Source organism: Rhizobium chutanense (assembly GCF_002531935.1).
In the GTDB taxonomy this organism is placed as follows: Bacteria; Pseudomonadota; Alphaproteobacteria; order Rhizobiales; family Rhizobiaceae; genus Rhizobium; species Rhizobium chutanense.
In genome coordinates, this window is record NZ_NWSV01000003.1 from 217215 (window position 1) to 237834 (window position 20620).

The 20620-nt window shown below is 61.7% G+C and carries 20 protein-coding genes; 13 read left to right on the top strand and 7 right to left on the bottom strand.

What is annotated here, in order from left to right; all coding sequences use genetic code 11:
- The first annotated feature begins 61 nt into the window (after positions 1–61).
- From CO666_RS06080 to CO666_RS06115, 8 genes are all read left to right on the top strand, one after another.
- Positions 62–835 carry a phosphatase PAP2 family protein gene (locus tag CO666_RS06080; RefSeq protein WP_097611198.1) on the top strand — a complete coding sequence of 258 codons (774 nt, stop codon included), beginning with the start codon at positions 62–64 and terminating at the stop codon, positions 833–835.
- 100 nt (positions 836–935) lie between these two features.
- Positions 936–2117 (top strand): LPS export ABC transporter permease LptF, encoded by a 1182-nt coding sequence (gene lptF, locus CO666_RS06085; protein WP_097611408.1) that lies wholly within the window; start codon positions 936–938, stop codon positions 2115–2117.
- Complete coding sequence (lptG, locus tag CO666_RS06090) at positions 2114–3202, top strand: LPS export ABC transporter permease LptG (protein ID WP_071090205.1); 1089 nt, start codon at positions 2114–2116, stop codon at positions 3200–3202. The genes lptF and lptG overlap by 4 nt, the downstream gene beginning before the upstream one ends.
- The gene (locus tag CO666_RS06095) at positions 3202–5544 is read left to right on the top strand and encodes an LPS-assembly protein LptD (RefSeq protein WP_097611199.1); all 2343 of its coding nucleotides are present in this window, start codon (positions 3202–3204) and stop codon (positions 5542–5544) included. The genes lptG and CO666_RS06095 overlap by 1 nt, the downstream gene beginning before the upstream one ends.
- Positions 5545–5728: 184 nt before the next feature.
- On the top strand, positions 5729–6673 hold the full coding sequence (locus tag CO666_RS06100) for a SurA N-terminal domain-containing protein (protein WP_097611200.1): 945 nt from the start codon (positions 5729–5731) through the stop codon (positions 6671–6673).
- A 6-nt stretch (positions 6674–6679) separates the two neighbouring features.
- Positions 6680–7708 (top strand): 4-hydroxythreonine-4-phosphate dehydrogenase PdxA, encoded by a 1029-nt coding sequence (pdxA, locus tag CO666_RS06105; RefSeq protein ID WP_097611201.1) that lies wholly within the window; start codon positions 6680–6682, stop codon positions 7706–7708.
- Positions 7708–8535: a 16S rRNA (adenine(1518)-N(6)/adenine(1519)-N(6))-dimethyltransferase RsmA gene (gene rsmA / locus CO666_RS06110; protein ID WP_097611202.1), complete on the top strand. Its 828-nt coding sequence runs from the start codon at positions 7708–7710 to the stop codon at positions 8533–8535. The genes pdxA and rsmA overlap by 1 nt, the downstream gene beginning before the upstream one ends.
- A gap of 282 nt (positions 8536–8817) precedes the next feature.
- On the top strand, positions 8818–9669 hold the full coding sequence (locus CO666_RS06115) for a methylenetetrahydrofolate reductase (protein ID WP_097611203.1): 852 nt from the start codon (positions 8818–8820) through the stop codon (positions 9667–9669).
- 78 nt (positions 9670–9747) lie between these two features.
- Here CO666_RS06115 and gmk read toward each other — a convergent pair whose 3' ends face one another.
- The 7 genes from gmk to fabD all read right to left on the bottom strand — a co-directional run bounded on the left by gmk (position 9748) and on the right by fabD (position 16310).
- A complete protein-coding gene (gene gmk / locus CO666_RS06120; RefSeq protein ID WP_085736765.1) occupies positions 9748–10410 on the bottom strand; it encodes a guanylate kinase in 663 nt (220 codons plus the stop codon).
- Between the two features lie 3 nt (positions 10411–10413).
- Positions 10414–11301, bottom strand: a complete 888-nt coding sequence (locus tag CO666_RS06125; protein WP_097611204.1) for a YicC/YloC family endoribonuclease — start codon at positions 11299–11301, stop codon at positions 10414–10416.
- A gap of 18 nt (positions 11302–11319) precedes the next feature.
- Entirely contained in the window at positions 11320–12537 is a 1218-nt protein-coding gene (gene mltG, locus CO666_RS06130) for an endolytic transglycosylase MltG (protein ID WP_097611409.1), read from the bottom strand.
- 181 nt (positions 12538–12718) lie between these two features.
- Positions 12719–13981: a beta-ketoacyl-ACP synthase II gene (fabF, locus tag CO666_RS06135; protein WP_097611205.1), complete on the bottom strand. Its 1263-nt coding sequence runs from the start codon at positions 13979–13981 to the stop codon at positions 12719–12721.
- A gap of 93 nt (positions 13982–14074) precedes the next feature.
- Entirely contained in the window at positions 14075–14311 is a 237-nt protein-coding gene (locus CO666_RS06140) for an acyl carrier protein (protein WP_003547058.1), read from the bottom strand.
- A 286-nt stretch (positions 14312–14597) separates the two neighbouring features.
- Positions 14598–15335 (bottom strand): 3-oxoacyl-[acyl-carrier-protein] reductase, encoded by a 738-nt coding sequence (gene fabG, locus CO666_RS06145; RefSeq protein WP_039618906.1) that lies wholly within the window; start codon positions 15333–15335, stop codon positions 14598–14600.
- 30 nt (positions 15336–15365) lie between these two features.
- Entirely contained in the window at positions 15366–16310 is a 945-nt protein-coding gene (gene fabD / locus CO666_RS06150) for an ACP S-malonyltransferase (protein ID WP_097611410.1), read from the bottom strand.
- Between the two features lie 214 nt (positions 16311–16524).
- On the opposite strand from fabD, the gene CO666_RS06160 reads away from it, so the two are divergent.
- The 5 genes from CO666_RS06160 to rplI all read left to right on the top strand — a co-directional run bounded on the left by CO666_RS06160 (position 16525) and on the right by rplI (position 20356).
- Positions 16525–17568, top strand: a complete 1044-nt coding sequence (locus CO666_RS06160) for an aldo/keto reductase (RefSeq protein ID WP_097611207.1) — start codon at positions 16525–16527, stop codon at positions 17566–17568.
- Between the two features lie 317 nt (positions 17569–17885).
- Positions 17886–18350 carry a 30S ribosomal protein S6 gene (gene rpsF, locus CO666_RS06165; protein ID WP_097611208.1) on the top strand — a complete coding sequence of 155 codons (465 nt, stop codon included), beginning with the start codon at positions 17886–17888 and terminating at the stop codon, positions 18348–18350.
- 14 nt (positions 18351–18364) lie between these two features.
- On the top strand, positions 18365–18613 hold the full coding sequence (gene rpsR / locus CO666_RS06170; RefSeq protein ID WP_003547038.1) for a 30S ribosomal protein S18: 249 nt from the start codon (positions 18365–18367) through the stop codon (positions 18611–18613).
- A gap of 156 nt (positions 18614–18769) precedes the next feature.
- Positions 18770–19756, top strand: a complete 987-nt coding sequence (locus CO666_RS06175) for a DUF2232 domain-containing protein (RefSeq protein ID WP_097611209.1) — start codon at positions 18770–18772, stop codon at positions 19754–19756.
- Positions 19757–19777: 21 nt separating this feature from the next.
- Positions 19778–20356 carry a 50S ribosomal protein L9 gene (rplI, locus tag CO666_RS06180; protein ID WP_085736759.1) on the top strand — a complete coding sequence of 193 codons (579 nt, stop codon included), beginning with the start codon at positions 19778–19780 and terminating at the stop codon, positions 20354–20356.
- The last annotated feature ends 264 nt before the right edge of the window (positions 20357–20620 follow it).

The window sequence follows — 20620 nt, forward strand, 5'->3', positions numbered from 1 at the left end:
GTTATGGTCGCCCGCGGCCATCACGGCCCTCATGTTTTCGTCAGTTTCGTAGATATTCGCGTTGACCGTTTTTCCGAAAAATCCGTGGCGGAGCCTGACAATCCGCCTGCCGAAAACGACTTTCGGCGCATTCATGCTGCTGTTCTGGACCTGGTGGGCGCTGCTTGCCGTCTTTCGCGCCTTCCCTGCGATAGACATCTATTTTTCCCAGCTTTTTTTCCTGGCCACGGGTTGCGACGCGACGGCGGCCCCCGGAAGCATCTGCGGCGGCTTTCCCTATCGCGATTCCGGAAATTTCGACCTGCTGCGCACCATCTTCTTCCGCCTGCCCTATGTCGTCGCGATCGTCATGGCGTGGAAACTCATCGAATGTTACCAGCAGCATGGCGCCACCTTCAACGCCGAGCGGGCAAACAAGCTGAAAGTCTCGCTCGGAACGCTGCTGATCGGGCCGGTGCTGCTCGTCAATGTTATCCTGAAAGAACATTGGGGCCGGCCGCGGCCGATACAGACGGATATTTTCGGCGGTACGCTGCATTTCGTCGAGGCAGGTTCGCTTGCCGGAAAATGCATCTCGAACTGCTCGTTCATCTCAGGCGAGGCAGCGAGCGCCGGCTGGCTCTTCTGCCTTCTGCTGTTCGTTCCCAAATCCCTTCGCTATGCAGTGGCAGCCCCCGTCGCGGCGATTTCGATCCTTACCCCGGCGATGCGGCTATCCTTCGGCGCGCATTACCTTTCCGACGTCGTTCTCGGATGGCTTTCGTCGCTTGTCGTCTTCGCCGCGTTGCTGGCATTAACTGAGTCGCAACAGCATCGAAAAAATTCTGAAATTTGAATGAATTTTTGACACCAGCTTGTCGCAAAAGCGCGACAAAGAGCGTAGAGGGATTCTCCTGCAAAGCCGTTTGGGCGTGCAGGTGCTTTCAAGGGCAGGCATGAAACTACTCGAGACATACATATTGCGGCGCGTCGGCCAGATGTTTCTCGTGGCGCTCCTGCCCGTTCTGGCGATCATTTGGACGACACAGGTTCTGCAGCGCATCAACCTGGTCACCGACAGCGGCCAGTCGATCGGCTCGTTCGCCAAGCTCGCGACGATGATCCTGCCGTCGATCATTCCCGTCGTGCTGCCCTTTGCCCTCGTTATCGCGATCACTCAGACGCTGACGACGATGAACAACGATTCCGAACTCACCGTCATCGACGCGGCGGGAGCGCGGCGCAGCGTGCTGATCCGCCCGATCCTGCTGCTTGCCGCCGTCGTCAGCGTGTTTTCCTTCTTCGTCGACAACGTCGTCGAGCCGCGCGCAAAGACCGTCGTGCGCCAGATGATCGCCGAGACCTATGCCGACCTGCTCTCCTCGGTGATCGAAGAGAAGACCTTCCGCAAGCTGGATGAAGGCCTTTATGTGCAGATCTCGAAGCGGATGGCCGGCCGCATGCTGAAGGGCCTTTTCGTCGCCGACGAGCGCGACCCGGCCTACGAGCTGATCTATTATGCGAAGGAAGGCGCCGTCGACGATACCGGCACGACGCTGATCATGCATCAGGGCGAAGTGCACCGCAAAACGCCTGATGGCAACGTCTCGGTGATCAATTTCGATTCCTACTCCTTCGACCTCTCGGACATGACCGAAAATCGCGGCCAGGCGACGCTGCGCGCCAGCGACCGTGACCTGTGGTTCCTGATCAATCCGGATCCGGCCGACAAGGACTATACGATCCGGCCGCAGAGCTACCGCGCCGAACTGCATCGCCGGCTGACGGACTGGATTCTGCCCGTCGTCTTTGCGCTATTTTCGCTGGCGATCGCCGGCGATGCGCGCTCGCACCGCGAAGCGCGGCTGCATCCGATGGTGAGCGCGCTCGCCTACGCCTTCGCGCTCAGATGGGCGGCTTTCTATGCGGCCAATCAGATCGATACCGACCCTGAATATATTGTCGTTCTTTATGCCCTACCGATCGTCAGCAGCATCGTCTCGATCGTCTTCCTCGGCCTGCACAAACGACTGGCCATGCCTTCCTTCGTTCGTGACCGGATGTCGACTTTCTGGAGACGGATGCAGGAAAGGCTGCTTGCAGCCACCGGCAGGACCGGCAGGGATGCCGCCCAATGATGTTCGGGACATTGTCGCGTTATTTCTTTCGCCGCTACCTGGTGACGATGGGCTGGTTCCTGATCGGCGTCTCGGCGATTTCCTTCCTTCTCGACTTCAGCGAGACGGCGGGCCGCATGTCCGGCCTGCCCGGCTATACGATCGGCGGCGGCATCCTGATGACCGCCGTGCGCCTGCCGCTCATCCTGCAGCAGACCGTGCCCTTCATCGCGCTGTTCGTCGGCATGACGGTGCTGATCGGGCTCAACCGCAAATATGAGCTCGTCGTCACGCGCGCAGCCGGCATTTCGGTCTGGCAGTTCATGTCCCCCTTCATCGCCGGTTCGCTGCTGCTCGGCATACTGACAATGACGGCGCTCAACCCGCTTGCCGCCTGGGGACAGCGCCAGGCGCTGCTCGTCGAATCCGATTGGCGCGGCGAGAACGCGGTTCTGCGCAAGGCGCCGCAGATTCCGTGGCTGCGCCAGATCAGCGGCCGGGACGATGTCATCATCGGCGCCCATACGGTTCAGGAGAACGGAACCAAGCTGATCGACGCCGTGCTGATCCATTTCGATTCAAGCGGTCAGGTCATTCTGAGACAGGATGCCGCGACGGCGAAATTGGAAGATGGTTACTGGCAACTTAACAACGTTGTCGAGCGCAAGCCTGGCGAAATCCCCGTGCGTAAAGCTTCGGTTCAACTTCGCACCAATCTGAAACAGGACTTCGTCCAGGAGCGGCTGACGGCGCCGGAAACAATTGGTTTCTTTGACCTTTCCAACCGCATTGCCGCGGCCAAATCCTTCGGCATCTCGACCAAGGCGCTGGAGACGCAATTCAACTCCTTGTTGTCCCAGCCATTGCTGCTGGTGGCGATGACTTTCATTGCTGCAACAGTGTCCCTAAAATTTAGCCGGTTCAACCAATCCCGCTCCGTGATTCTGGGTGGCATCCTTTCGGGCTTCGTGCTTTATGTCATCACCGTGCTTGTAAAGGCATTCGGAAGCAGTGGAGTCGTGCCCCCCTTCGTGGCGACGTGGATACCGGTGGTCGTTGCGCTGGCCTTGGGTGCGACTATTCTGCTTCATCAGGAGGACGGCTAGTGGCGGCAGGCGACCGCAAGTATTTTAGTAAACAGTTGGTTGCCCTGCTTGTCGGTGCGGCTTCATGTTCCTATTTCGGCAGCGCTCCGGCCTCCTACGGCCAGGCCAGCGCGCCCGAACAAAACATAGAGAAGAAGATTCCTGAAGGGGCCAAGCTTCTGCTTTCGGCCAATGAACTCGTCTATAACCGTGACGCCGACCTGGTGTCGGCGGTCGGCGGCGTGCAGATCAATTATGGCGGCTACAAAATGGTCGCGCAGAAGGTCGAGTACAATCAGAAGACCGGCCGGATGATGGCGCTCGGCAATGTCGAGATGGTCAGTCCCGACGGCAACCGCATCTATGCCGACAACCTTGACGTGACCGACAATTTTTCCGACGGTTTCCTCAACTCGCTGCGCATCGAAACCACCGACAATACGCGTATCGTCGCCGAAAGCGGCGAGCGCGTCGGCGGCACGAAGATGATTCTCAACAAGGGCGTCTACACCGCCTGCCTTCCCTGCGCCGAAGATCCGAAGCGCGCGCCATTCTGGCAGGTCAAGGCCAAGCGCGTGATCCAGAACGGCGTGACGCACACGATCCGTCTGGAAAGTGCGCGCTTCGAGCTGCTCGGCTATCCGATCGCCTTCCTGCCGTTCATCGAGGTTCCCGACAATACGGTGAAGCGCAAGTCGGGCTTTCTCTTCCCGACGATGAGCCTGTCGCAGAATCTCGGATTCGGACTTTCCATTCCTTATTATTATGTGATCTCGCCGAGCATGGACGCGACGGTCACCACCACCGGCTACACCGCCCAGGGCTTCCTCGTCGAAGGCGAATTCCGCCAGCGCTTCGAAAACGGTACGCATATCCTGCGCGTCGCCGGGATCGACCAGGCAAAGCCGGACAATTTCAGCTCGGGCACCAGCGATGCCGAAGCCAGCCGGCGTGGCATGGTGGCGTCGAAGGCCGAATTCCGCATCAATCCGCGCTGGACGTTCGGCTGGGACGTCATGGTGCAGAGCGACAACAATTTCTCGAAGACCTACAAGCTGCGGGACCTGACCGGCACGGATCACACCAACCAGATCTACCTGACCGGGCTTGGGAAACGCAATTATTTCGACATGCGGGCGTTCTATTTCGACGTCCAGGATGCCGACCGCACGAACACGGCCGAAAAGCAGCAGGCGATCGTCTATCCGTCGCTCGACTATCACTATGTGGCACCGCAGCCGCTGGCAGGCGGCGAGCTTTCGGCCGACGTCAACCTGACCAATATTTCGCGCACCCATGACGACTTCTACACCGTCGACGGCTTCGACCGCTTTCGCGGCCTGAAGGGCCAGACCTCGCGGCTGACCGGCGAATTGGAGTGGAAGCGCACCTATGTCACACCGACCGGCCTGGTGATCACGCCACTGCTGGCCGCGCGCGGCGATGCCTTCGCGCTTAACATGGACAGTCCGGTCAATGCCAACGGCGTTCCCTATGCCGGCAATTATCTCGACGACAATTCCGCTACCCGCTCGATGTTCACGGCCGGGCTGGAGATGCGTTATCCGATCCTGATGACGACCGATAACAGCACCCATATCCTCGAGCCGATCGCGCAGATCTATGCCCGCCCCGACGAGCAGCTCGCCGGCCGCCTGCCGAATGAGGATGCGCAGAGCTTCGTCTTCGACGCCACGTCGCTGTTCGACCGCGATAAATTCTCGGGCTACGACCGCGTCGAAGGCGGCACCCGCGCCAATGTCGGCGTCCAGTACACCGGCACGTTCGACAGCGGCTACAAGCTGCACGGCATCTTCGGCCAATCCTATCAGATTGCCGGCCAGAACTCGTTTGCGACCGACGACCTCGTCAATGTCGGCGCCGATTCCGGCCTTGAAACCACGCGCTCCGATTATGTCGGCCTCGGTGGCGTCGAGACACCCTACGGCGTTTCGGTGACGGCCTCCTATCGTCTCGACGAGAAGGATTTCGAGTTCCGCCGCGGCGACCTGACGACGGCCTACCAGAACGACACCTTCCAGACGCAGGTGACCTACACCCATCTCAGCGCCCAGCCGGCATATGGCTTTGCCGAGGACAACGACGAGATCCAGACCAACAGTAAAATCAAGTTCAAGGATTATTGGTCGATCTTCGGCGGCATCGCCTGGGATCTGAACAATGACGTGCTCAGCCGCCGGACGCTCGGTCTCACCTACGAAGACGAATGCACGATCTTCACGATCGCCTATACGGATACAAGGGACTCCGACGACGAAACGGCAAGTGACTGGACGATCGGCGCACGGCTGACCTTCCGCACGCTCGGCGATATCAAGATCGGCACCGACACCGTGCAATGACGGGCAGGCGGCGCAAACATGGCCTGAAGCCATTCTTTCGCCGTAAGCCTGTGCAGGACATTGCCGCCAGTCGATATCTGAGGCATAGGGGTTTCGCGCCGTGACGGAAGCGATGTCCGCCTGTCTCGCACTGTGATAAAAACGCCGCGAACAACGGCTCGCGACGCTATCGGGAGGTCAACGGATGATTGACGCGAAAAAAGCCATAACCACGTTGCTCGCCGGGGCGGCGCTTGCCTTGCTGACGGGTGTTGCCGCTCCAGCGCTTGCGGCAAGCGAGGTCAAGGCCGTGGTGAACGGCACGGCCATCACCAGCGGCGATGTCGCCAAGCGCCAGGCCTTCCTGCGGCTGCAGCATACCAAGGCCGACGCCAAGGCTGCCGAGGAGCAATTGATCGACGAGTCGCTCAAGCGGCAGGAGGTCGCCCGCGTTCATATGTCGGTCTCGCAGCAGGACGTCGATGCGTCTTTCGCGCGCTTTTCGGCCGGCAACAAGCTTTCCGTCGAGCAGATGTCGCAGATTCTCGATCGCGCCGGCGTCGGGGTCGACCATTTCAAGGGTTTCATCGCCGTGCAGATGAGCTGGCCGCGCGTGGTCAACGCGCGCTACGGTTCGACCTCGCGGCTGTCGAACTATGACCTCGTCTCGCGGATGATGCAGAACAACAAGCAGAAGCCGGTGACGACCGAATATATGCTGCAGCAGATCATCTTCGTCATTCCGCAAGCCAAGCGCAACGCCATCACCGGCAAGCGCAAGGGCGAAGCCGAGGCATCGCGCTCGAAGTTTCCGGGCTGCGATCAATCGAAGGTCTTTGCCGCGACGATGCGCGACGTTTCCGTGCGCGATCTCGGCCGCATGCTCGCCCCCGAAATCCCGCCGGATTGGAAGCCGCTGGTCGAACAGGCCAAAGGCAATACGACAGGGACCCGCGTCACCGACAAGGGCGTCGAATATCTGGCAATCTGCAGCCAGCGCCAGGTTTCCGACGACCAGGCGGCCGAAATGGTCTTCCGCCAGGAAGACCTTGGCAAGTCCAAGGGCAGCAAGGACGCCAGCCCGGAAAACGAAAACAGCAAGAAGTACCTGGATGAACTGCGCAAGAAGGCGCAGATCGCCTATCGTTGAGCTGCGATGACGATACCGTTTTCGCGACCGCTTGCGCTGAGCCAGGGCGACCCCGCCGGCATCGGGCCGGATATTACGCTGATGGCCTGGCTGCGGCGGCGCGAACTCGGGCTGCCGCCTTTCTTCCTGATCGGCGATCCCGGCGTATTGGCGTTGAGAGCGCGCCAGCTCAACCTGGCGGTTTTGATCCGCGAGACCGATAGAGCAAGCGAGGCCGCCGGCATGTTTGCCGATGCGCTGCCCGTCATGCCGGTGCCTGCCGGTATCGAAGTGGTTGCCGGCGAGCCGCATGCGGCAACGGCGAAAGGCACGATCGCGGCGATCGAGAAAGCCGTGTCGCTCGTCATCGACGGCGAAGCGCTGGCGGTCGTCACCAACCCGATCGCCAAGTCGGTGCTCTACGAAGCAGGCTTCCGGTTCCCCGGCCACACCGAATTTCTCGCCGATCTCGCCACGAGAGCGACCGGCCGGCCGGTGACGCCGGTGATGATGTTGTCGGGACCGAAGCTGCGGGCCATTCCGGTCACCATCCACATTCCGATCCGAGACGTGCCGCAGGCGCTGACCAGCGAACTGATCATGGAGACCTGCCGGATCGCCCATGAAGATTTAAGGCAGCGCTTCGGCATCGCGGCGCCGCGGCTGGCTGTCGCCGGCCTTAACCCGCATGCTGGCGAAGACGGAACGATCGGCAAGGAGGACGAGGATGTCATCCGCCCGGCGATCGAGCACCTGCGCGACGAGGGCATCGATGCGATCGGCCCCCTGCCCGCCGACACCATGTTCCATGACGAGGCGCGAGCCCGATACGACGCCGCCGTCTGCATGTATCACGACCAGGCGCTGATCCCGGCTAAAGCACTCGGTTTCGACGACAGCGTCAACGTCACGCTCGGGCTTCCCTTCGTGCGCACCTCGCCCGATCACGGCACCGCTTTCGGCATTGCCGGCAAGGGGCTGGCGCGCGAGCAGAGCCTCGTTGCGGCGCTGAAGCTTGCGGCCCAGCTCGGCCGCATTCAGGAAAGCCGTCGCTGATGGCTGCACTCGATGGCTTGCCGCCGCTTCGCGACGTCATCCAGCGTCACGGCCTCGATGCGCGCAAGGCGCTCGGGCAGAACTTCCTGCTCGACCTCAACCTGACCCAGAAGATCGCCCGTACGGCCGGTCCGCTCGAAGAGGCGACGATCTTCGAAGTCGGCCCCGGCCCCGGCGGGCTGACGCGGGCAATCCTGGCGCTCGGCGCCCGGAAGGTCATCGCCGTCGAGCGGGATGCCCGCTGCCTGCCGGCGCTCGCCGAAATCGCCGATCATTATCCCGGCCGGCTGGAGGTTATCGAAGGCGATGCGCTGAAGACGGATTTCGAGACGCTGGCGCCTGATGGACCGGTCAAGATCATTGCCAATCTGCCTTACAATGTCGGCACGCAGCTTTTGGTCAACTGGCTGCTGCCGAAGGCCTGGCCGCCATTCTGGCAGTCGCTGACGCTGATGTTCCAGAAGGAAGTTGGCGAGCGTATCGTCGCTGGTGAAGACGACGACCATTATGGCCGTCTCGGCGTGCTCTGCGGCTGGCGGACGGAGGCACGGATGGCCTTCGACGTGCCGCCGCAGGCCTTCACGCCGCCGCCGAAGGTGACGTCGACGGTGGTGCATCTGACACCCCGGGAAAACCCGATCCCCTGCACTGTCGGCAATCTGGAAAAGGTGACGCAGGCGGCCTTCGGCCAGCGCCGCAAGATGCTGCGCCAGAGCCTGAAACCGCTCGGCGGCGAGAGCCTGCTCGTCAAGGCCGGGATCGATCCGGCGCGTCGGGCGGAGACCCTGTCGGTCGAGGAATTCTGCCTGTTGGCGAACACCCTTTAAGGCGATCGCAGCAACAGCGCGCAGCGGGACGTCACACCGACCAGACACGGCCAGGCAGCAGGCCCGCTTAGGCCAGTGTCAGAACGAAGAGATCAGGCCGCGCTACACATCAGGGCACCTTGCTCCTTGAGCGCGCCGATGGCGAAACACGCGCTCCACGAGATTAGCACAAGCCGACTGCGCAACCGGGCGATAATATGGCGCGGCAACCACTGCGCTGCTCGTAAAACCCCGCCATTGTCCGGAACATCGCGGCCGCGGCCTCTCTTCGTGAGTACAGAAATGACCGGACAAGTTTTGACTGAAACTCCAGTGCTTCCCGCTTCGATCGAGATGTTGCCGAAGCAGGTTCCGATGGTGAGCGAGATTGCAACTCTGTTGCCGGCAGGCGTTCGGGTCTACCTGACGGATATCGGATCGGACGAGGCGGATGCACAGATGCTGACCGCCGCCCGCCGGCTGCGAGACGCAGGCTGTATTCCGGTGCCGCACCTGGCGGCGAGAAGGATCGCTTCGTGGACGGCTCTGGAGCAGCGTATTGGACGGCTTGCAGAAGAGGCTGGTGTCACCGACGTCCTCGTGATCGCAGGCGGCGTCAAATCTCCAACCGGGCCGTTTGAATCCTCGATGGACCTCCTTGAGACCGGGCTTCTTGATCGCTTCGGGATTACCGACCTTGCCATAGCCGGGCATCCGGAAGGGAGTCCTGATTTTTCCGAAGCGATCGCGATGAAAGCGCTCCATCAGAAACGGGAGTTCGCCGAGCGCACCGACGCACGCTTGCGGATAGTGACGCAATTTGGATTCGACGCCGAAAAGACTTTGGCATGGGCCGAAGGTCTCCAAAACCTTGGCATCGGTATTCCGATCCATATCGGTGCAGCCGGACCGGCGAAAATCACAACCCTGATCAAGTACGGAAGCCTGTGCGGGATCGGCAACTCTTTGTCACTGCTGACGCGTCACTCCGGAAACTTCCTGACGCTTGCAACCGGTTACTCGCCAGAGATGTTCGTGGCGCCTATCGAACGATACCCGCTTGCGAAACAGTCCTTGATATCGCACATCCACGTCTTTCCCTTCGGCGGCCTGGATAAGGCGTCGGCATGGTTGCGCAAGCGAGGCTCGTGGTAGTCTGGCGCTCGACAGCGACCGATCTCCGGCAATTCGCCACCAACACCGGCGAATCGCCGCCGAGGGCGTTCCAGCTCGCTAAAGCGACGGCGTCTCTTCCAGCAATTCTCGGACGAAGTCGAACATGCCGTGGCGGCGGTCGCGGCGCAGGCGTTCGGCTTTGACGATCGACTGGACGGCGTCGAAGGCGGCGTTGAGATCGTCGTTGACGATGACGTAGTCGTATTCGCGCCAGTGGGCGATCTCGGCGCGGCTGTTGGCGAGGCGCGTCTGGATGACCTCCTCGGAATCCTCGGCGCGGCGATGCAGCCGCGACTGCAGCTCGGTCATGGTCGGCGGCAGCACGAAGATCGAGACCACATCGGCCGACATCTTCTCCTGCAATTGCTGGGCGCCCTGCCAGTCGATATCGAAGAGCATGTCACGGCCTTCGGCCATGGCCTGCTCGACCGGTTCGCGCGGCGTGCCGTAGAAATTGCCATGCACCTCGGCCCATTCGAGCAGCGCGTCGCTGTCGCGCATCCGCTCGAACTCGCGCACGCTTTTGAAGTGATAATGCACGTCCTCGATTTCGCTCGGGCGGCGCTGGCGCGTGGTGACGCTGACGGAGAGGCCGATTTGCCTATCCTTCTCCAGCAGCGTGCGCGCGATGGTGGACTTGCCGGCGCCGGACGGCGACGAGATGACGAGCATCAGACCGCGGCGGGCGATCTGCACGGGCGAGGATTTCGCCGGTTTCATGTCTTACTCCAAATTCTGGACCTGCTCGCGGAACTGGTCGATGACGACTTTCAACTCGATGCCGGCAGCGGTGACCGCCGAGGCATTCGACTTCGAGCAGATGGTATTCGATTCGCGGTTAAATTCCTGTGCAAGGAAGTCCAGCCGGCGGCCGGCCGGACCATCTTTCACCAGGAGATCGCGCGCCGCGGCGACATGCGCCTTCAGACGATCGATTTCCTCGCGCAGATCCGCTTTGGTCGCCAGCAATGCGGCTTCGGCATGCAGCCTGTCGCGGTCGAGGGCGGCCATGCCGTCCATCAACGCGGCAACCTGCGCGGCAAGCCGCGCAGCGATCTCCTGCGGCGAACGCGAAGGATCGGCCTCGATCGCCCGTGTCAGGCCTTCGATCGTCGTGACATGCTCGTGCAGAATGCGGGTCAGCGCCGAGCCTTCCTGTTCCCGCATCGCTCTGAGATCGGAAAGTGCCGCCATCAGGCCGGCAGCGATATCGGCGTCACGGGCGGCGAGCGCCTCTTCGCCGTCCTCCCCTTCGCGGAATTCGACGATGCCGCGCACAAGAAGCAGCGTATCGAGCTTCAGCGGCGACGGATCGATGACACCGTCCAATTGCTCGCGCATGGCAAGCACGGCGGCGAGCGCCTGCCTGTTGAGCACCGCCTCGAAGCGGTTCTCGTCGGCGGTGACCGACAGAGATGCCTGCAGATTGCCGCGGCTGAAACTTTCGCCGGCGAGGCGGCGCACCTCTGCCTCCATGCGTTCGAGGCCGGGCGGCAGGCGCAGCCTGAGGTCAAGGCCCTTGCCGTTGACTGAGCGCAATTCCCATGCCCAGCGCCAGCGGCCGCTCGTTCCCTCGCGCCGCGCAAAACCGGTCATGGACTGCAAAGCCATGCGAGCCTCCAGAAACTATCAGTTGATCTTCTTTTTCTTCGGCGGCACGACGGTGGCGCCGCTATCGGCCGGCTGCTCTTCCGGCTGGCCGTCGACTGCGATGTTCGGGTCCGAACCCTTGTCGGCCTCGAGCTTGCGCCAGCGCTTGACGTTGGCATTGTGCTCCTCGAGCGTGGCTGCGAAGACATGGCCGCCGGTGCCGTCGGCAACGAAATAGAGATCCTGCGTCTTCCAGGGATTGGCGACGGCTTCGAGCGCATCCTTGCCGGGATTGGCGATCGGCGTCGGCGGCAGACCCTTGATGACATAGGTGTTGTATGGCGTGTCCCGCTTCAGGTCCGATTGGTAGATCGGCCGGTCGGCCGGTTTGCCGTCGCCGCCGAAGAGGCCGTAAATAATGGTCGGATCGGACTGCAGGCGCATGCCTTTGCCGAGCCGGTTGAGGAAAACGGAAGCGACATGGGCGCGTTCGTCGGCAACGCCGGTTTCCTTTTCGACGATCGAGGCGAGCGTCACGAATTCTTCCTTGGAGCGCAGCGGCAGCGAGGAGTCGCGCTTGTCCCAGATCTGATCGACGATCTTCTGCTGGGCCGCCGCCATCTGCTGGATGATTTCCGAGCGCTTGGTGCCGCGCGAGAATTTGTAGGTATCCGGGCGCAGGCTGCCCTCGGCCGGAAGGGCGGCCGGCAGATCGCCTTCCAGCACCTTATCCTCCAGCATACGGTTGAACATCTGGCGGACCGTCAGGCCCTCGGGGAAGGAAACGGAATAGAGAATTGATTTGCCCGATTTCAGAAGCTCCATGATATCGCTCATGGAGGCTCTGGCCTTGATCTCGTATTCACCGGCCTTCAGGCTCTCACCGGCAGAAAGATGTGTTGCCGTGAGATAGCGGAAGATGCGGGCATCGCTGATGATCGCGTTGCGCTCGAGGTTCGAGGCGATTTCGGCCAGGCCAGCACCGTTGCGGATGATGAAATTGGTGTTGGTCTGCAGCGGACCGGGGTTCCGATAGGTCGATGTGGCATAGTAGAAGCCGATAATGGCGACGACGCAGACCAGAACCGCCATCGTCATGATGAAGTTCAGGAAAAGAACGACCTGGCCGCGGGCTTTCTTGGACCGTTTCGGCGGTTCCGGAACGCGCTCCGGACGCAGGGCTTCGCTCGGCGACTTCGGGATGATCGGTCCCTTCTGTCCTTGCGTATCGTTGCTCTGGTTCGTCGTATCGCTCACCGGCAATCCTCTAAAACTTGACCCTCACTTCGCTATTTCGCGAAGCAATGCGGCAAAAGCAGGTTCTGCCGCCGTTCAACGGCGCCGTCGCCGGTCGTTATGCTCCCGCACGCCGTGCGACGCAACACAGAGAACCGGCCGTCGCGGCGTAAGGGACACCCGTTGCGCCGCGCAGGACTTTCTATTGCACGTAACGGCGCAGGAGGAGCGACGCGTTCGTGCCGCCGAACCCGAACGAGTTGGACAGCGCCACATTGATTTCTCGCTCACGCGCCTTGTGCGGGACAAGATCGATCGCCGTCTCGCGTTCGGGATTGTCGAGATTGAGCGTCGGCGGCGCGACATTGTCGCGGATGGCAAGCGTGGTGAAGATCGCCTCGATCGCCCCGGCAGCACCGAGAAGATGTCCGGTCGCCGACTTGGTCGAGGACATGGAGATCTTCGACGCCGCATTGCCGACCAGCCGCTCGACAGCGCCGAGTTCGATCGTGTCGGCCATGGTCGAGGTGCCGTGGGCGTTGATATAGTCGATATCGGCCGGCGTCAGCCCGGCGCGCTTCAGCGCCATCGCCATGCAGCGGCCGGCGCCCTCGCCGTCTTCGGAGGGTGCCGTGATGTGATAGGCGTCGCCCGACAGCCCGTAGCCGACGATTTCCGCATAGATCTTGGCGCCGCGCGCCTTGGCGTGTTCCAGTTCCTCGAGCACGACGATGCCGGCGCCCTCGCCCATGACGAAGCCGTCACGGTCGCGGTCATAGGGACGCGAAGCCTTCTGCGGATCGTCATTGTGCTGGGTCGACAGCGCCTTGCACGCGGCAAAACCTGCCAGCGAAATGCGGCTGACGGGGGATTCCGTGCCGCCGGCGACCATGACATCGGCATCACCCAGCGCGATCAGCCGCGCGGCATCGCCGATCGCATGCGCGCCCGTCGAGCAGGCGGTGACGACCGAGTGATTGGGTCCGCGCAGCTTGTGGCGGATCGAGACCTGGCCGGAGACGAGATTGATCAGGCGGCCGGGAATGAAGAAGGGCGAGATGCGGCGCGGGCCCTTGTCGCGCAGGGTGTAACCTGCCTCGACGATGCCTTCGATGCCGCCGATGCCGGAGCCGATCAGCACGCCGGTGGCGATCTGGTCCTCATCGGTCTCGGGATGCCAGCCGGCATCGGCGAGCGCCATGTCGGCGGCGGCCATGCCGTAGATGATGAAGGGGTCGACCTTGCGCTGTTCTTTCGGCTCCATCCACTGATCGACATTGAAGGTGCCGTCGGTACCGTCGCCGATCGGAATACGGCAGGCGATCTTGGCGGGAAGGTCGTCGACCTCGAATTCGGTGACGAGGCGGGCGCCGTTCTGGCCGGCAAGCAGCCGGGACCACGTCACCTCGGTTCCGCATCCCAAGGGTGACACCATGCCGGTACCTGTGATGACGACACGTCTCATCGCGTGCTTCCCCCCGTCTCTTATGTTCTATGGAAAAATATGCCGAAAAGAAAAGGGCGGACTCCAGGCCCGCCCTTTCTCAAAATCACAGGATCAGGCCTGGGCCTTCTCGATAAACTTCACGGCATCGCCGACCGTCAGGATCGAGTCGGCAGCGTCGTCGGGAATTTCAACGCCGAATTCTTCTTCGAAAGCCATGACCAGTTCGACCGTGTCGAGCGAGTCAGCGCCCAGATCGTCGATAAAGCTGGCGCTCTCGACGACCTTGTCGGCATCGACGCCAAGATGATCAATAACAATTTTCTTTACGCGTTCTGCGATATCGCTCATGTCGGTTTCCTCGACCTTATGTCCTGATCGGAATGCCGTTGCGGCACCCCTACCCTGTTTCAGCCTGCGATGTTTTCAGACATCCTCGGCAAACTCGTTTACCCGGCTTCGGAGATGTCCCAGGCTTGCAAAAAGCCCGCCGGTCCGTCTGCTTTCTCGGGACGACTGTTGACAGTCATGGCCCGCTTAACATGCTTTATGTCTGCCGCAAAGCCAGAAAATCAACGCTTCGTGATTGCTCAACATGCTATTGGCGGAAATATCCCCATGCCGGCGGTTTGTCGTTTCAGATCATCGCCATGCCGCCGTTTACGTGCAGCGTCTGGCCCGTCATATAGGCAGCCTCGGAGGATGCGAGATAAGCGACCGCCGAAGCAACCTCGCCGCCGGTGCCCATGCGCTTCATCGGGATCGCCCCCATGATCGCTTCCTTCTGCTTGTCGTTCAGCTTGCCGGTCATGGCGCTTTCGATAAAGCCGGGCGCCACGCAATTGACCGTCACGTTGCGGGTGGCGATTTCCTGCGCGAGCGACTTGGTGAAGCCGATCATGCCGGCCTTGGAGGCGCAGTAATTGGCCTGCCCCGGATTGCCGGTGACGCCGACGACGGAGGTGATGTTGATGATGCGGCCATAGCGGCGGCGCATCATCGGATGCGTCAATTCGCGCGTCAGGCGGAAGGTCGAGGTCAGGTTCACTTCGAGAACGGCGTCCCAATCCTCGTCGCTCATGCGCACGAACAGGCCGTCGCGGGTGATGCCTGCATTGTTGACGAGGATATCGACGCCCTCGAGTTCGGCTTCGGCCTTCTGGCCGAGCGCCTTGACCTCGTCGCGGTCGGAGAGGTTTGCCGGGAAGATCTTGACGCGTTCGCCGAGTTCGGCCGCCAGCGCTTCCAGCTTCTCGACGCGGGTGCCGTGCAGGCCGACGATGGCGCCCTGCTTATGAAGAAGGCGGGCGATTTCCTCGCCGATACCACCCGATGCGCCGGTGACGAGAGCCTTGCGGCCGGAAAGATCGAGCATGGAAGCGTTCCTTATATCTGGAGATAGCAATCAGGCCATGAGGGCGGCAACAGTCGCGTCGATATCCGCCGGACCGTTGACCGAGATGCCGGTGATCGTCTTGTCGATGCGGCGGGCAAGGCCGGTCAGCACCTTGCCGGAGCCAAGTTCATAAAGCGTCGTCACGCCATTGCCGGCGAACCATTCCACCGTCTCGCGCCAGCGGACCTGGCCGGTCACCTGCTCGACCAGGAGGCCGGCGATCTCGTCGGCGCCGGTCACCGGGGCCGCGCGGACATTGGCGATCAGGGGCACGACGGGATCGGACTTGGCAACCGTTGCCAGTGCGGCGCGCATGGCCTCGGCCGCAGGCGCCATCAGCTTGGAATGGAAGGGAGCGGAGACCGGCAACAGGATGGCGCGCTTGGCGCCCTTGTCGGTCGCAAGGCCGGCGGCCTTCTCGACGGCCGCCTTCTCGCCCGAGATGACGATCTGGCCGCCGCCATTGTCGTTGGCGATCTGGCACGCGCCGATGGCGGCCGCTTCCTCGCAGACGGCAACGACATCGGCATGTTCGAGGCCGATGATCGCGGCCATGGCGCCGACGCCGACGGGCACGGCCGCCTGCATGGCATTGCCGCGAATACGCAAGAGCCGCGCCGTATCGGCGAGCGAAAAGGTGCCGGCGGCGCAGAGTGCCGAATATTCGCCGAGCGAGTGGCCGGCGACGTAGGCGACCTTGGACTTCAGATCCAGCCCCTTGGCTTCGAGAACGCGGACGACGGCGATCGAGACGGCCATCAGCGCCGGCTGGGCATTGGCCGTCAGGGTCAAGGTGTCCTCGGGACCGTTGAACATGACGTCCGAAAGCTTTTCACCGAGCGCCTCATCGACCTCGTCGAAAACGGCACGGGCCTCGGCGAAATTTTCGGCCAAGTCCTTGCCCATGCCGACGGCCTGACTGCCCTGACCGGGAAAAGTGAAAGCGATGGTCATGCTCATGTCCCTGGCTCTTGCCCCTGATTGCGCCCCTTGAGGCTGTTTTGCCTCCAATTGACATTCTTTCCGGCAGAGTCAAGTGGCGGCGCATTCTGCGCAAAGCCTTTCGCACCCGCGCAAAAGCCCGGTTTTTACTCTTGCGCTCTGCCAAATCGAGCCTAGATTTGCGCAAGGCCCTCCCAGCCAGTCTCCTTACTCCCAAGGTTTTCTGATGAAGTACAATTCGCTAGGCCGCACCGACATTTCCGTTTCAGAGATTTGCCTGGGCACCATGACCTGGGGCTCGCAGAACAGCGAAACCGACGCCCATGCGCAGATGGATTACGCTGTCGAAAAGGGCGTCAATTTCTTCGATACCGCCGAACTCTACCCGACCACCCCGGTTTCGCCGGAAACACAGGGCTGGACCGAAGACTATATCGGCAGTTGGTTCAAGAAGACCGGCAAGCGAGGCGATATCGTGCTCGCCACCAAGGTCGCCGGCCGCGGCCGCGACTATATACGCGGCGGCGAAGGGGCGGATGCCAAGAATATCCGCCTGGCGCTCGAAGCCAGCCTGACGCGGCTGAAGACCGATTACGTCGACCTCTACCAGATCCATTGGCCGAACCGCGGCCATTTCCATTTCCGCCAGAACTGGGGCTACAACCCGTTCACCCAGGATCGCGACAAGGCCGTCGCCAACATGCTCGACATCCTGGAAACGCTCGCAGCGCTGGTGAAAGAGGGCAAGATCCGGGCGATCGGCCTTTCCAACGAAACCACCTGGGGCATCCAGAAATACCTGACGCTGTCGGAACAGAAGAACCTGCCGCGGGTTGCCAGCGTCCAGAACGAATATAATCTGCTCTACCGGCATTTCGATCTCGACCTCGCCGAGCTCTCGCATCACGAGGATGTCGGGCTGCTTGCCTATTCGCCGCTCGCCGGCGGCATCCTGACCGGCAAATATGTCGATGGCGGCAGGCCGAAGGGGTCGCGCGGCTCGATCAACCACGACATCGGCGGCCGCCTGCAGCCGCTGCAGGAACCGGCGACCAAAGCCTATCTGGCGATCGCTCGCAAATATGGCCTCGACCCGGCGGCAATGGCGCTCGCCTTCTGCCGGTCCAGACCCTTCATGGCCTCGGTCATCATCGGTGCGACATCGATGGAGCAGCTGAAAATCGATATCGGCGCGGCCGACCTGACGCTTTCGGGCGAGGTGCTGGCGGAGATCGCCAAGGTGCACCGGCAGTATCCGCTGACTCTGTAACTCTGTTCCTTTAGAGCATATCCGACGCCGGTCACCGGTTTACATCCGGTTTTCGGCGTCCGATTGCGCTTGCCTTTGCCCGAAAAATCCGTATAAGCCGCCCTGTTCGTTAACCCGGTCTTCTGGCTGGTGGCTGAACGGAGGGCCGGTTTCCATGCGGAAATCGTTCGGAACGGAAGCGTTCCAGCCTCCCGTGTCTCCGCTCTCGACCGTCTCGGAAAACGCTTTCTTGCCTGGGTCCGCCCAATCAGGAGCAGTCGTTGAGGCTTAGCCGCCGAATATCGGGTTGAACCAAACGCAAGAAAGGCAAAGCTGTCATGGCTCTTTATGAACATGTATTCCTTGCCCGGCAGGATATTTCCGCTCAGCAGGTCGATGCCCTCGTAGAACAGTACAAGGGTGTGATCGAAGCTAACGGCGGTAAGGTCGGGCGTATCGAGAACTGGGGCCTCAAGTCCCTCACCTACCGCATCAAGAAGAACCGCAAGGCACACTACGCCCTGATGGACATCGATGCACCGGCTGCTGCCGTCCAGGAAATGGAACGTCAGATGCGCATCAGCGAAGACGTTCTTCGCTACATGACGATCGCCGTCGAGAAGCATGAAGAAGGCCCGTCTGCCATGATGCAGAAGCGCGACCGCGACGACCGCGGCCCGCGCGAAGGTGGCGACCGCGGCCCGCGCCGCGAGTTCGGCGACCGCGGCCCGCGTCCGCCGCGTGAAGGTGGCTTCGGCGACCGTGAAGACCGTCCGCGCCGTCCGCGCGAAGACCGCGTATAAGGGAGATCTAAGATATGTCTGAAACTTCCTCCGCTCCGGTCCGCCGCCCGTTCCATCGCCGCCGCAAGACCTGCCCGTTCTCCGGCGCCAACGCGCCGCGGATCGACTACAAGGACGTACGCCTGCTGCAGCGCTACATTTCCGAGCGCGGCAAGATCGTTCCGTCCCGCATCACGGCTGTTTCCCAGAAGAAGCAGCGCGAACTCGCCCAGGCGATCAAGCGCGCCCGTTTCCTCGGCCTGCTGCCCTACGTCGTCGCCTGATCGGCTGACACGACCAACTCAGAGGGAAGGCATTCGTGCCTTCCCTTCTCCCTTCCGCGATGGGCGCGGATCGGAACTCTTAAAACCCATGTTGAGACGTTTCTGAATTCGATTCAGCAACATCCTCTAACTGCTTGATGAAGCAGGACAGCGACCTTGAAACGACCGAACCTTAGAACGCTGCTGATCGGCGCACTCGCCGGACTGACCGCCTTCCTGCTGATGCTGGGGGCGAGCATGCAGCCGTCGTTTTTCAGCGCGCTTCTCTATACGGCCTCGGCACTGCCGATCCTGATCGTCGGGCTCGGCTGGGGCAATGCCGCCGCGATCGCGGCGGTCGTCATGGCAGCGGCACTTGGCGCGATCGTCATGTCGCCGTCCTTTGCACTGATCATGACGCTGGTGACGCTGCTGCCGGCCGGCTGGCTCAGCCATCTCGCCAATCTTGCGCGTCCCGCTTCCGAACTCGGCGGCCCCGACCATCTGCTTGCCTGGTACCCGCTCTCCGATATCCTGTTGCATCTCTGCGGCCTGGTGACACTCGCCGTCATCGTCATCGGCGTGATCATCGGCTACGGGCCTGCGATCACCGATCAGATCGTCGATCTGCTGATCGCCTCCGTCAAGGAACAGCAACCGGACTTCATGCCCGATCCGGCGGCGACCGCGCAGACCAAATCGCTGATCGTGCTGATGCTGCCGGCCGTGCAGGGCGGCATGTGGGTCTCGATGCTGTTTGCCGCCTATTATTTTGCGGTGCGCATCGTCGCCGCCTCCGGTCTCGGCCTTCGCCCGCGCGAGGACATTCCGTCGTCGCTGCGCATGAACCGCAACTCGATCTTCATCTTCCTCGCCGGGCTTGCCGCCTGCTTCTTCGGCGGCGTTCCGGCGCTAATCGGTGCGACCGTCATCGGCACTTTCGGCGCCGGCTTCATGCTCTCCGGCTTCGCCTCGCTGCACTTCCGCACGCGCGGCAAGGACTGGCGTTTGCCGGCCCTCATCCTCAGCTACCTGGCATCGATGCTGATGCTGCTGCCCGCTTTCCTCATCCTCGTTCTCGGTCTCAGCGATACGCGTAAAGCGATCGCGCTGACCCCGACGAAAGATGCCGATGCCCCCAAACAATCCGATACGAAAATCTGAGACACAAGAAAGGAAAAGAAAATGGACGTCATTCTTCTCGAACGCATCTCCAAGCTCGGCCAGATGGGCGAAACCGTAAAGGTTCGCGATGGCTTTGCCCGTAACTACCTGCTGCCGCTCGGCAAGGCGCTGCGCGCCAACGCCGCCAACAAGGCCCGCTTCGAATCCGAGCGTGCGACGCTCGAAGCCCGCAACCTCGAGCGCAAGTCGGAAGCCCAGAAGGTCGCCGACGTTCTCGACGGCAAGTCCTTCATCGTCGTTCGCTCCGCCGGCGAAACCGGCCAGCTTTACGGTTCGGTCGCCGCCCGTGACGTCGTCGAGATTCTCGCCGCCGAAGGCTTCAACATCGGCCGCAACCAGGTTCACCTGAACACGCCGATCAAGGCGATCGGCCTGCACAAGGTCGAGCTGCAGCTGCATGCCGAAGTCGAAATCCACGTCGAGCTGAACGTTGCCCGCTCCGCCGAAGAGGCAGAGCGCCAGGCAAAGGGTGAAGAACTCACCTCGGTCGACGCGATTTACGGCGTCGACGAAGACGCACTGCGTCCTGAAGACTTCTTCGATCCGGAAGCCGACGGCATCGACGAAGACGAAGCATAATTCTCGTCGGAGCGATCCGCGACAGGAAGCCCGGCCATCGTGCCGGGCTTTTTCGTTGGGGATTTTCCGGATGTTTTTGCTGCGAGCCTTATCGCGTCGCGCTAAAATAATGTTCTCCGAAACGGATGGGCTGAGTCGGCGCCATACCGTGTCGTGCGGGTGACACTGCCAGTATTTCTCCACTGTGTCGCCCAGGACTGTGGAGAAGTCGAACAACGTGCACAGCGTTCAGGATTTAAACGAAGCGAGCCCCCCCTCCTTTCG